Origin of the sequence: Thalassospira profundimaris (assembly GCF_003326675.1) — a bacterium.
Lineage (GTDB): Bacteria > Pseudomonadota > Alphaproteobacteria > Rhodospirillales > Thalassospiraceae > Thalassospira > Thalassospira aquimaris.
Genome location: NZ_JPWF01000012.1, coordinates 21,893 through 34,176, shown reverse-complemented (window position 1 = coordinate 34,176; position 12,284 = coordinate 21,893). Strand labels below are relative to the sequence as shown.

At 52.8% G+C, this 12,284-nt stretch carries 12 protein-coding genes; 8 read left to right on the top strand and 4 right to left on the bottom strand.

The window, feature by feature from the left end; all coding sequences use genetic code 11:
• Window positions 1-19 precede the first annotated feature (19 nt).
• The 4 genes from TH19_RS16575 (at window position 20) to TH19_RS16560 (ending at window position 4,345) form a co-directional block, all read left to right on the top strand.
• Window positions 20-760 (top strand): phasin family protein, encoded by a 741-nt coding sequence (locus TH19_RS16575; protein ID WP_181846451.1) that lies wholly within the window; start codon window positions 20-22, stop codon window positions 758-760.
• A gap of 291 nt (window positions 761-1,051) precedes the next feature.
• Window positions 1,052-1,378, top strand: a complete 327-nt coding sequence (gene clpS, locus TH19_RS16570) for an ATP-dependent Clp protease adapter ClpS (RefSeq protein WP_008890601.1) — start codon at window positions 1,052-1,054, stop codon at window positions 1,376-1,378.
• A 3-nt stretch (window positions 1,379-1,381) separates the two neighbouring features.
• On the top strand, window positions 1,382-3,703 hold the full coding sequence (gene clpA, locus TH19_RS16565) for an ATP-dependent Clp protease ATP-binding subunit ClpA (protein WP_114103479.1): 2,322 nt from the start codon (window positions 1,382-1,384) through the stop codon (window positions 3,701-3,703).
• 102 nt (window positions 3,704-3,805) lie between these two features.
• Window positions 3,806-4,345, top strand: coding sequence for a hypothetical protein (locus TH19_RS16560; RefSeq protein WP_114103478.1), 540 nt, complete (start codon window positions 3,806-3,808; stop codon window positions 4,343-4,345).
• Between the two features lie 191 nt (window positions 4,346-4,536).
• Here the strand turns inward: TH19_RS16560 and TH19_RS22425 are convergent, their stop codons facing one another.
• Window positions 4,537-4,746 carry a hypothetical protein gene (locus TH19_RS22425; RefSeq protein WP_147250781.1) on the bottom strand — a complete coding sequence of 70 codons (210 nt, stop codon included), beginning with the start codon at window positions 4,744-4,746 and terminating at the stop codon, window positions 4,537-4,539.
• 150 nt (window positions 4,747-4,896) lie between these two features.
• Here TH19_RS22425 and TH19_RS16555 point away from each other — a divergent pair, with 150 nt between their 5' ends.
• Together TH19_RS16555 and TH19_RS16550 are read left to right on the top strand one after the other, a co-directional pair.
• Window positions 4,897-5,514, top strand: a complete 618-nt coding sequence (locus TH19_RS16555; RefSeq protein ID WP_114103477.1) for a hypothetical protein — start codon at window positions 4,897-4,899, stop codon at window positions 5,512-5,514.
• An 11-nt stretch (window positions 5,515-5,525) separates the two neighbouring features.
• Window positions 5,526-7,208 carry a methyl-accepting chemotaxis protein gene (locus tag TH19_RS16550; RefSeq protein ID WP_114103476.1) on the top strand — a complete coding sequence of 561 codons (1,683 nt, stop codon included), beginning with the start codon at window positions 5,526-5,528 and terminating at the stop codon, window positions 7,206-7,208.
• 59 nt (window positions 7,209-7,267) lie between these two features.
• Here TH19_RS16550 and TH19_RS16545 read toward each other — a convergent pair whose 3' ends face one another.
• Window positions 7,268-8,428: a GNAT family N-acetyltransferase gene (locus TH19_RS16545; protein WP_114103475.1), complete on the bottom strand. Its 1,161-nt coding sequence runs from the start codon at window positions 8,426-8,428 to the stop codon at window positions 7,268-7,270.
• A gap of 240 nt (window positions 8,429-8,668) precedes the next feature.
• Between TH19_RS16545 and serA the strand changes: the two genes are divergently transcribed.
• The gene (gene serA, locus TH19_RS16540) at window positions 8,669-9,910 is read left to right on the top strand and encodes a phosphoglycerate dehydrogenase (RefSeq protein WP_114103474.1); all 1,242 of its coding nucleotides are present in this window, start codon (window positions 8,669-8,671) and stop codon (window positions 9,908-9,910) included.
• 88 nt (window positions 9,911-9,998) lie between these two features.
• Here serA and TH19_RS16535 read toward each other — a convergent pair whose 3' ends face one another.
• Both TH19_RS16535 and aat read right to left on the bottom strand, forming a co-directional pair.
• Window positions 9,999-10,481 (bottom strand): GNAT family N-acetyltransferase, encoded by a 483-nt coding sequence (locus tag TH19_RS16535; RefSeq protein ID WP_114103473.1) that lies wholly within the window; start codon window positions 10,479-10,481, stop codon window positions 9,999-10,001.
• 34 nt (window positions 10,482-10,515) lie between these two features.
• On the bottom strand, window positions 10,516-11,163 hold the full coding sequence (gene aat / locus TH19_RS16530) for a leucyl/phenylalanyl-tRNA--protein transferase (protein ID WP_114103472.1): 648 nt from the start codon (window positions 11,161-11,163) through the stop codon (window positions 10,516-10,518).
• Between the two features lie 228 nt (window positions 11,164-11,391).
• Here aat and TH19_RS16525 point away from each other — a divergent pair, with 228 nt between their 5' ends.
• The gene (locus TH19_RS16525; RefSeq protein WP_114103471.1) at window positions 11,392-12,210 is read left to right on the top strand and encodes a hypothetical protein; all 819 of its coding nucleotides are present in this window, start codon (window positions 11,392-11,394) and stop codon (window positions 12,208-12,210) included.
• Window positions 12,211-12,284 lie beyond the last annotated feature (74 nt).

Genomic DNA, 12,284 nt, shown 5'->3' with positions numbered 1-12,284 from the left:
AACTGAAAGGGCTCGTACCGTGACCACATCAAGCAAGCCTGCGACGGCAACCAAAAAGGCCGCAACGCCGAGTGCCCCGAAAAAAGCAGCAGCCCCGAAAAAAGTGGCTGCTGTTACAGCGGCAAAGCCGGCAATGACAGAATCCCCGAAACCGGTTGTCGCGAAGGTGGCGGGGCCGAAGCCTGTTTCCGAACCGGCAAAGGCTTCGCCAAAGGTTGACGATGCATTCGGCTTTGGGGCGATGTTCATGGCACCGGATGCGATGGATAAGTATCTTGCCCTTTGGAAAGCCCCGGAACTCGATGCGATGATGTCCGCAGGCACTGATGCATTCGAAGAAAGCATGTCGGTTGCCAACGAGGCCTTTACCAAGCTTTTTGATACCATGACCGGTCAATCGGATGTGTTTTCCGATGCCGGGTCGCGTATGGCTGCCCAGTGCGAGGAACTGTTTGGAACCCATCAGAAGAATGTCGAGGAATTCTGGCAGACTTCGATGGCCTTGTTTGAAAAGACCGGTGGAATCGGCACCGAGCTTGCGACCTGGATGCAGCGCGAGATCGAAGCGTCACAAGCCGATATTGATGCGCTGACCAAAGCAGAAAGCGTATCCGACATTCAGGAACTTCAATCGAAAATCATGACGCGTTATGTTGAAAGCACGGTCGCAGAAAGCGAAAAGGTTCAGGAGATCATGTTTGCGGCGATGACCGACAGTTTTAACGCGATGTCCAAGGCGGCCGGTGCTGTTATGAAATGAATGGGAAATACCCGGACGACCGGACCTCATTTTGAAGATTGTAGCGGGCATGGCAGTTGGTCATGCCCGCTTTTTTTCTGGGCGCAGGGGCGGATTCCTGTGGGTTTTTGCACATGCCCAATTCCGGCATGCATGAAGTTTGTCAACTGATCTTGCAGCGGAACGTTATTAGCCTAAATGAATGGAAGATAGACGTTTAGTAACATGAATTTAAGCTGCGGCCTTTGAAAGCGCCTGGCAATGACCTATCATGAAGTTCATGCAGGAAATAAGGGTTCCGGTAAGTAGACGATGACTGAACAGGATAATGACGGCACTGATCTGCCGAACACGGGGATCGTAACAAAGACACGGCCCAAAACCAAAAAGCCGTCCATGTACAAGGTGCTGTTGCTGAATGACGACTACACTCCGATGGAGTTTGTCGTGCATGTACTGGAAAGGTTTTTTGAAAAGGGTCGGGAAGAGGCCACCGAAATCATGCTTCAGGTACACCGCAAAGGTGTTGGGGTATGTGGTGTGTTCACTTACGAAATTGCGGAAACCAAGGTTAACCAGGTCATGGATCTGGCGCGCCAGAATCAGCATCCGCTGCAGTGTACCTTAGAGAAGGAGTGACATATGCTATCGCGCAATCTTGAAGAAAGCCTGCACCGCGCACTCGCATATGCGTCGGAGCGTCGTCACGAATATGCCACTCTAGAACATCTTCTTTTATCCCTGACCGAAGATCAGGACGCGCTTGCCGTGCTTAAGGCATGTCGGGTCGATATTGATCGGTTGCGTTCGGATTTGCTGGAATTCGCAGACAGCGAACTTTCAGGCCTGATCAGCGCGCGACTGATTGATCCGAAACCGACCGCCGGTTTCCAGCGGGTTATCCAGCGTGCCGCAATTCATGTCCAGTCATCGGGCCGCGAAGAAGTCACCGGTGCCAATGTGCTGGTTGCTCTGTTTTCCGAACGGGAATCGCACGCGGTCTATTATCTGCAGCTTCAGGACATGACCCGTCTTGATGCCGTGAACTATATTTCGCACGGAATTGCCAAGGCGTCCGAGCTGAATGAGCGCCGCATTCCGCGCGGCGCAGACGAAGAGCCGGTTTCCGGTATGTCTGCTGAAAGTGATGATAGCACCCCGGCCGAGGGCGAAGCCCTTAAAGCATATTGCGTTAACCTGAATGTAAAGGCGCAAAAGGGTAAGATTGACCCGCTGATTGGCCGTCAAAGCGAGATCGAGCGCACCATTCAGGTTCTTTGCCGCCGGACCAAGAATAACCCGCTTTATGTCGGTGACCCGGGGGTTGGTAAAACCGCCATCGCCGAGGGCCTTGCACGGCGCATCAATGATGGCGATGTGCCCGAGGTGCTTGCAGATGCCACGATCTTTGCCCTTGATATGGGCGCGTTGTTGGCCGGGACCCGCTATCGCGGTGATTTCGAGGAACGTCTGAAAGCGGTCGTCAAGGAACTGGAAGAGTACGAAGGTGCTGTTCTGTTCATTGATGAAATTCACACTGTAATCGGCGCAGGTGCGACGTCTGGCGGGGCGATGGATGCCTCCAACCTTCTGAAGCCGGCCCTGGCAAGCGGATCGCTTCGCTGCATCGGGTCGACGACCTATAAGGAATTCCGTGGCCACTTTGAAAAGGACCGTGCCCTTGTTCGTCGTTTCCAGAAAATCGATGTGGAAGAGCCGTCCGAGGAAGATACGGTCAAAATTCTCAAGGGTTTGAAGCCCTATTACGAGGATCACCACAAGGTCAAATACACCAACGAGGCCATCCGGTCGGCTGTCGAGCTTGCATCGCGCTATATCAATGATCGCAAGCGTCCCGACAGTGCGATCGACGTGATCGACGAGGTCGGTGCGTCAAGGATGTTGCTGGCACCAAGCAAGCGTAAGCGCACGGTGGGCAAACGCGATGTCGAAGAAATCGTCGCGAAAATTGCCCGCATACCACCAAAATCTGTTTCGACCGATGATCGCAAGGCGCTGGCTAATCTTGAGCGCGACCTTAAGACGGTTGTGTTTGGTCAGGGCAAGGCCATCGAGGCTGTTGCAAGTGCGATCAAGTTGGCGCGTGCCGGTTTGCGCGAGCCTGAAAAGCCGATTGGCAGTTATCTGTTTTCCGGCCCGACCGGGGTAGGCAAGACCGAGGTGACCAAACAGCTGGCAACTGTCATGGGGATCGAATTTGTCCGCTTTGACATGTCGGAATATATGGAACGTCATAGCGTTTCGCGCCTGATTGGTGCCCCGCCGGGCTATGTTGGTTTTGATCAGGGTGGTCTTTTGACCGACGCTGTTGATCAGCATCCGCATGCGGTGGTTCTGCTTGATGAGATTGAAAAGGCCCATCCGGATCTGTTCAATATTCTTCTGCAGGTCATGGATCATGGCAAGTTGACGGATAACAACGGAAAGACTGTTGATTTCCGCAATGTTGTTCTGGTCATGACGACCAATGCCGGCGCATCGGACATGGCAAAGCCGCCAATCGGCTTTAAGCGCGAAATGCGGATCGGTGAAGATGAAGAGGCGATCAAGCGTACCTTCTCGCCTGAATTCCGCAACCGCCTGGATGCGGTCATTCCGTTCGCGAACTTGCAGCCCGAAGTGGTCAAGATGGTGGTCGACAAATTCATCCTGCAGCTTGAAGTTCAGCTTGCTGATCGGAATGTGTCGATTGAATTGACCGAAGCTGCCCGCACATGGTTGGCAGAACGTGGCTATGATGCTGCCTTTGGGGCGCGACCACTTGGTCGTGTTATTCAGGAGTACGTCAAAAAGCCGTTGGCCGAGGAGCTGCTGTTTGGCAAGCTTTCCAAGGGTGGGGCTGTTCTTGTTGATGTCGAAGATGATGCCGTAGTCTTCCGTTATCCGGATGCCGGTAGTGATCTTGAGCACATCGAAAAGAACCCGGAAATGGTTGACGGTTAAAACAGCATCAGGATTTGTGGTGTTGTTAATCATTGGCGGTTAGATTGTGCCCGGGGAGTTGTTTTCCCGGGCACAATTATAGAATAAGAACGCCAGAGCGATATGAGCCAAGCTGCACAAAGAAAATATCGAACCGAAGTCGAGGAATTTCTTTCCCGACTTGAATTGCGTGCGCGCAGACTGGTTGCGTTGGCGGATAATCTTGAAAAAACCACCGACAAGATGGATGTGACCGGCTATCGGCCGTTCCGCGAAGAAGTCGATAACTTCAAGGCGTTGTCGCTTGTGATTTCAGAGCGCCTTAAGAAGCTTGAAAAACATCCCAAAAAAGAAGAGCTCGAAGGGCAGTTTCACAAGCTTCAGGTGCTGATGTTGCGGCTGGTGATTAAAACCAGCCTTAAATTCTTCTTTGTCATGAGTGCCAAGGAAAACCTGCCGCTGGGCGCGCGCGAAATGTTCCAGAGCGAGCTTCGGACCTTGTTCGAAGCTGAGCGTATGATCTCCGACCCGCGTTATATCAGTCAGCTTGATGAGTCTGCGCGCGATGATCTGGAAACGGCCAAATCCATTCTTGAAGAAATCATCGAGAAGGCGCCTGCCTTGTTGAACTTTGGTCTCCGGAAGAAGAAAAAACGCCGCTAGGCTCTTCCTTCAATGTAAATGGTGTCGCTGTTTCAGGTTGTGCAAGTTACCTCGATGTGATGCGTTTTGCAAAATGCAAAGACCGATAATTGCATTTTGCAATCTTTGCATTTTGAAATGCAAAGATCATGTGTTCCTGTTCAACTGGTCAGGAATTGATTCGCTAAAAACCCCAGAAAAAATGCGATTTTTCACAGATTTAAAAAACTGGCACGCTTCCTGCTTATGTTGTCGTGGACAGTTGTTCTTTGCAGGGGCGCGTTTCGCGCCTGGAACAACGTAATCTTCTGCAGTTTGCTCGTGTCCCAACCAAACTCAGCGGCGGTTTTACCGCCGCTTTTTTCTTGTCCAAATTTCAAATGCTTGCAGATGGCGCTCTTGTTGCTGCGCTTGTAATCCACATATAACCCTGTGTGGAAGTTCAGCTGTTGCGTTTCGACTAAAGCCTTGTTTCTAAAAAAAGTTGTATAGAGAATTTTTCTTTAGTATAAGAACCTATACTTTAAGTTAGTTTTTTCTTAGATGAAGAACAAGATTTGGGAGGGAAACTGATGAAATCTGCGAGAAGTATGGTTTTGACGGGCATGTTTGCAACGGTGCTGCTTGCTGCTCCCGGTGCTGTCATGGCCAAGGCCGAGTTGCCTGGGGATCCGAATGTTCTGATTACCGATGCGCTGATTAAAGATATTCGTGATTGGCTGGCAAACCCGGTGGTTGCGTTGTCGATCAACTCCCAGAACCGGTTGCGAAAAGATATGACGCAGGATCAGATCGATGCTGCTGACAATCAATGGAAGGCCGAGCGTGAAGCGCAGGATCAGCCGCTTGTCGCAGCTATTCTGACGAACCCTTTATCCAGCTATTTGACACAGGTGCAGGCGCGATCCGGCGGTCTATATGCCGAAATTTTCGTGATGGATGCTATTGGCCTGAATGTAGGGCAAAGTTCGATCACCTCTGACTTCTGGCAGGGGGACGAGGCCAAATATCAGAACACCTTCCCGAAAGGTGCGAATGCGGTTTTCATCGATGATGCCGAGTATAATGAAGAATCTGACAGCTGGCGTTCGCAATTGAACATGACGATGAACGATGAAAACCGGCAACCGATCGGTGCCGTGACCATCGAAGTCAATCTGAACGAACTTGCGCGTCGCGGCGGCCAGTAGGGAGAAAAGTCATGAACTTCTTCAAAAACCTTTCAATTCCGGCAAAGCTGACAACCTGTTTTGCTGTCATGATTGCTGTCATCCTGATGGTTGCTGCTGCTGGCATGTTTTCGACCATGCAAGTCAACAACGCGGATGAGCAACGCGACTATCTGTCAAAATTTGAACGCGATTATCGCAATCTTGATCGCTCATACCTGATGGCGCGTCAGGAGCTGATCTATTTCCTGACGACCGGCGACCGTGCCGGTTTGGAAAGCTATCAGAAATCGCTCGAAGAAATTGATGTTCGCACCGACGTTCTCAAAAGCTACTCCACGATCAATAGTGATGTTGCCAATCTGATCGAAGAAATGGATGGGGCAATTGACCGGTGGGAAGAAATCGCAGGCGAGCAGGCGCAATTGATGCGTCACTATCTGACCGTCAACCACGCCCGTGCAATCGAAGCATCCGGTGAACCTCGCGAACTGTCTGATCGGGTTAGTACTATTGCAGGTGAGTTGTCGCGCGCTATTGATGGTCTGGTGTCTGATGTCGAACGGAAAGTCGATCAGGCCATGTGGATCTTCCAGACCACACTTGGTGTTGGCGTTGTGTTGCTGATTGCGATGGCAGCGTTGTTCGGCGGCACTTTGTCCCGGATGATTGCAACTCCGATCCGCAAGATGACCGAAGCTATGGGAAGCCTTGCGTCGGGCAATCTGGATATTCAGATCCTTGATATGCAGCGCAATGACGAAGTCGGCGCAATGGCCAAGTCGCTGGAGGTGTTTAAGGAAAACGCCCGTGAACGTGCCCGTATGGCCGATCAGGAAAAGGTCGAGGCCGAACGCCAGGTCGCACGCAGCAAGCGCATGGGGGTTCTGACCAAGGGCTTTGATGAAAAGATCCAGGACGTTCTGCGTGCGGTCAATGCCGCGCTTGATGAAGTGCGTTCTGCATCGGAAACCCTGACATCCCACGCAGTGCGCGCCAACCACGATGCGCAGAACGTGGCAGAACAGGCGCAGGAATCGTCAAGCAACATTGAAACTGTTGCCTCGGCAACGGCTCAGCTTTCGGCGTCGATTTCCGAAATTTCTTCGCAGATTGCCCGGGTTACCGAAATCACCCAGATTGCCGTTGGCGAAACCGAACGTACCAACGAACGGGTCGAGAAACTGAATGAAGCGGCGCAAAGTGTGGGTGAGGTTGTCAATCTGATCAGTGATATCGCCGATCAGACCAATCTTCTGGCGCTGAACGCGACCATTGAGTCTGCCCGTGCGGGTGAGGCTGGCAAAGGCTTTGCTGTTGTGGCGGGCGAGGTGAAAAACCTTGCATCCCAGACCGTTAAGGCAACCGAACAGATCACGGCCAAGATCGTTGAAATGCAAAGCGAAACCGGTGCCGCATCCGAGGCAGTGCGCGGCTTTGCCGAAACAATTCAGAAGATCGATGAACTGATGTCCGTCGTTGCCAGTGCGGTCGAGGAGCAGGGGGCTGCAACCGAGGAAATTTCGCGCAGTGTCGAAGGAGCTGCAAACGGCAATATCGCAATTTCCAACGCGGTGAAAAACGTTGCCGAAGCCACCACCGAAAGCGGTGATCTTTCAAACGGTCAGCTTGACAGTGTTGGTAAACTTGCCGCCGCCAATGACGAGTTGCGCACCCATGTGAACGGGTTCCTCGACGACGTTCGCACGGTCTAAAATCCGGCGATGTCCGGTAAAAAGGCGCAGGGCACATGCCTTGCGCCTTTTTTGTTGGGCTATTGGTCCCGTCCGGTGTTTCGATATGGGCTGTGTTCGGCCAGGATATAGTCGCGATCCTGGGCGATGTGCCCCTGTTCCTGACGCAGGAACTGGTCAACCGCACGACGAAGCCCCGGATCGGCAATCAGATGTGCGGAATGGGTAATTACGGGTTCATAGCCGCGCTGGATTTTATGTTCGCCCTGTGCCCCGGCCTCAACCGTCTGAAGGCCGTTTTCAATGGCGATATCAATGGCCTGATAATAGCAGGTTTCAAAATGCAGAAGCGGGGTGCGATCAATTGTGCCCCAGTTTCGGCCATAGAGCGTTTTGGTTCCAATCAGGTTCAATGCACCTGCGACCATCTGGTCATCGTGAAAGGCCGCAACTAGAACAGTTTTGTCGCGAATGCGTTCATGCAAAAGGTCAAAGAACTCCCGGGTCAGGTAGGCCTGCCCCCATTTACGATCAGACGTGTCGCGATAGAATTGGTAAAACCGGTCCCAATGATGGGGTTTAAGGTCATCACCGCGCAGGGCTTCAAACCGGTATCCGGCCTCAAGAACCTGTTTGCGTTCCTTGCGCAGGTTTTTGCGCTTGCGCGAATTCAGGGCTCCCAGAAAATCATCGAAATTCTGATAGTCCCGATTGCACCAGTGATATTGCAGGCCGGTACGACGCAGGAAACCGGCATCTTCCATCAACTGGCTTTCACCGTCGCTGCAAAACGTGACGTGTAATGTCGCCATGCCAAGCTTTTCGGGAAGCATCGCCAAACCGTCAATCAGGATACGCCGTACAGAGTCCGGATCGTGATGATCCGATGCGATCAAAAGGCGCGGGCCTGGCACGGGGGAAAAGGGTACGGCAGATTGCAGTTTCGGATAATATTTTCCCCCGGCGCGCTCATAGGCCTCGGCCCAGCTCCAGTCGAAAACATATTCACCGTATGAATGTGCTTTGACATAAAGTGGCACAATCCCGATGGCCTGACCGGCGTCATCATTCAAAACCAGATGGAATGGTTGCCAGCCGGTTTGTGCCGTGGTCGATCCGCTGTCTTCCATCGCTGACAGAAAGGCAAAGCTGACAAAGGGATTGTCGGTGCCTGCGCATCTGTCCCATTGCTCTTGCCCGATGGCATGAATATCGGTCACGGTCTTGATTTCGGCAGGCAAATCTTTATCCCCTGAGCAGGCAATGATCGTGTGGCGAGCCCTTGGCAGGCCTCGTTTTTGTACGCATTAGCCGGTATATGCGTTCAGAAGATAGGGGGAATGCATATTTACGCAAGGGAAAGCCTTTGACGGACGCGCTTTGAGGCCCTATTTCATTGGTCCACGGGCCGTTATGGAACGGCCTGACAAACGGCTCGGGATGATCCCGTGTCGCCCTCGCGAAGAAAAGGATGGTGCGCCGTGAACAGCAAACTTTCGTTGGAGAAGGACAAGATCAAGATCGTCCTGCTCGAAGGTATCCATGAAAACGCTGTAAAGATGTTCAAAGAGGCCGGCTACTCTAATGTCGACCATTACCCAGCTGCGCTCGACGCGGACGAACTGAAGTCCGTCGTCTCCGATGCGCACTTCCTGGGCATCCGTTCCCGCACCAAACTGACCGAAGAAGTTATTGAAGCTGCTTCCAAACTGACCTCGATCGGCTGTTTCTGTATCGGTACCAACCAGGTTGATCTGACGGCTGCTGCGATGCGCGGTATTCCGGTGTTCAATGCGCCGTACTCGAACACCCGTTCGGTTGCCGAACTGGTGCTTGGTCAGATCATCATGCTGTTGCGTGGCGTCCCGCAGCGTAGTGCGGCAGCGCATAAAGGTGGCTGGCTGAAAAATGCCAAGGGTTCGTACGAAGCACGCGGCAAGACCCTGGGTATCATTGGTTACGGCCATATCGGTTCGCAGCTGTCGGTTCTTGCAGAATCGCTTGGCATGAACGTCATTTACTTTGACGTGATCAACAAGCTTGCCATGGGCAATGCGTCGGCTTGTAGCTCTATGGATGAACTGCTTGCGAAATCCGACGTGGTTTCGCTGCATGTTCCGGCCAATGATCAGACCAAGAACATGATCACTGCGGCCGAAATCGCCAAAATGAAACAGGGTGCGCATTTGATCAACGCGGCACGCGGCAATGTCATCGTCATTGATGATCTGGCGGCGGCCCTTGAAAGCGGCCATCTGGCGGGTGCCGCCCTTGACGTGTTCCCGGTTGAGCCGGCAGGCAAGGACGAAGAGTTCGAAAGCCCGCTGCGTGGTATGGATAACGTTATCCTGACCCCGCATATCGGTGGTTCTACCCAGGAAGCACAGGAAAATATCGGGATCGAAGTGGCTGACAAGCTGATCACCTATTCCGATAACGGTTCGACCCTTGGGGCCGTCAACTTCCCGGAAGTTTCCCTTCCGGTCAAGGATCGCACCCATACCCGTTTCCTGCATATTCACCGCAACGTTCCGGGTGTGCTTCTGAAAATCAACGATGTTTTCGCATCGCGTGGCATCAATATCAGCGGCCAGTATCTGCGTTCTGAAGGCGGTGTTGGCTACGTGGTTGTTGAAGTCGACGAAGAAATCAAACCGGGTGCAGGTGTTCGCAAAGAACTCGCAGCGATTGAAGGCACCCTGCGGGTTCGCTTCCTGTTCTGATTTCGGTCAAGCGTCGGTAACTTTATAAAAATGGGGCGGGTGCCAGATGGTGCCCGCCCTTTTTCTTTTCGGTCCGCCGGTCTGGTCCTTAAAGCTTGCGATACATCACCAGGGCATCGGTTTCGCCAAGGGTAGGGTGCATAAAGGCACCGGGCAGGCGACCAACAATTTCAAAGCCCAGTTTCGGCCAAAGATGCACCGCTGCGGCGTTGCTGGCGATCACGAAATTATACTGCATCGCCCGGTATCCAAGTTCTTTGGCGCGGACAAAGGAATCTTCGCCCATGCGGCGCGCAATGCCGCGCCCGGTTGCCTTGGGCGATGTCATGTAACCGCAATTACACACATGTGATCCGCCACCGCCCTGGTTTTGGCGGATGTAATAGGTGCCAACGATCTCGCCATCTTCCTCGGCAACCGGTGTTACCTTGTCCAGCCCCATCCAATAGGCAATCACCTGATCATCATTCATGTTGCTATCAATGGCATAGGTCTCGCCTGACCGAAGGGTTGGCGCGACAATTTCAAGAATGGCAGAGGTGTCTTGTTGGGTGGCAAGGCGGATATTCATGAACTGGCTCGTACGGTAATATTGAAAGGCGGGGTTAAATATCACCGCCCGACAGCGTTTGTTCAAGAACTTCCGGTTCGACTTCAAACGGAAGATTGGCACGCCCTGCCAATGCCTTGGCCAATTCATTGCGGTAACGTTCACGCGGAATTTCCAGAACACCGAATTGTTTAAGGTGATCATTGACAAATTGCGTATCAAGAAGGCTGAAGCCCCCCTGACGCATCAGGGCGACCAGATGAACCAGCGCAACTTTTGACGCGTTTGTTGCGCGTGAAAACATGCTTTCGCCAAAGAATGCCTTGCCAAGACTGACGCCATACAGGCCGCCAACCAGTTTGCCGTCTTTCCATGCCTCAATCGAATGGGCACAGCCCATTTTGTGAAGCGCGCAATAGGCATCAAGGATGTTTTCGTTGATCCATGTATCGTCACGGGTGTCGGTTTGCTCGGCGCAGGCACGAATGACGTCGGGAAATGCCCGGTCAACATGGATTTTGTAAATACCTTTACGCACAGCCTTTTTCAGGCTGCGCGGCACGTGAAACCCATCAAGTGGCAAAATGCCCCGCCATTCTGGATCAATCCAGTACAGGGTCGGATCATCATGGCTTTCGGCCATGGGAAACAAACCGACCGAATAGGCACGGATCAACAGATCGGGGGTCAGCTGGTTGGACATGATGGCAGTGATGATCTTCTTGGTCCTGTAACCGATATGTATTTGGCATCACTTGATGCCCATAAGCATTTAAATATGTGTGCAACCACTTTGTAACAAGATACCAGTTGGGTAACGACAAGAACTTTGCTCTATCAATTACAACCCATAGACTAATGTAAAAATATGGCGTAAAATTCAACCTATCTGTTTTGGCCGTCGTCTGCGGCATTTATCGGAGACTGTGAAATGAAGTCCTTGATCGTTAAAGGGGCAATGTTTGGTTTGGTCGCTGCAATGGCCAGTATGCCACTTTCAGCCACGCTTTCGACCTCCGCCCATGCGCAGGCTGCGCAGCAGGGCGCGCCATTGCCTCCGGCACTGCAGGCGGCATTGAATTCCGGCAATCCTCAGCTTATCCAGCAGGCAATCAATGCGCTTTCTGGTGGGAACCCGGCAACGGCTGCTGCATTGGCAGGTCAGGTTGCTGCTGCTGCTGAAACACTTATTGCAACGAATCCTGCCGCGGCTGCTGCTGCAAGTCAGGCGGCTGTGGCCATTTCTCAGGCACCGGCCGTTATTGCGGCCAACCCGACTGCTGTTTCACAGGTGATTGCGGCGGCTTCGCGTGTTGCTTCAAACCAGGCTGTTCAGACTGTGGCACCGCAAGCTGCAGCGACCATTGCAACGACGGCATCGGCGGTTGCAGCGAACCCGACTGTTTATGCCGCATCGCCGCAGGCGGCTACTGCGGTGATGACCCAGGCGGTAGCCGTGACGCGTTCGGCTGCTGTGGTTGCAGCAGTGCCGCAGGCTGCCAACGCTGTTAACAACACGGTCAGTCAGGCTGCTGTTAACCCGCAGCTGACAGCGATCAACCCGTCGATCAGTAACCAGGTTGCGCAGGCCCTGGCGACGACGCCGACGCAAACCGTAACGCAGCAGCAGACCGTTGGTGGTACCCAGCCGACGCAAACAGTGGTTACGACGCCTGTTGTAGTTGATCAACTGCCTCCCGATGTGCCTGAACCAGATTCGGAAGCTCAGAATAATGCCTCTCCGACCTGAGGACTGGTTTAAGTTTCTAGTATTTAAAAAACGGGGCCAATTTCTTGGCCCCGTTTTTTGTTTCGTATCTTTGC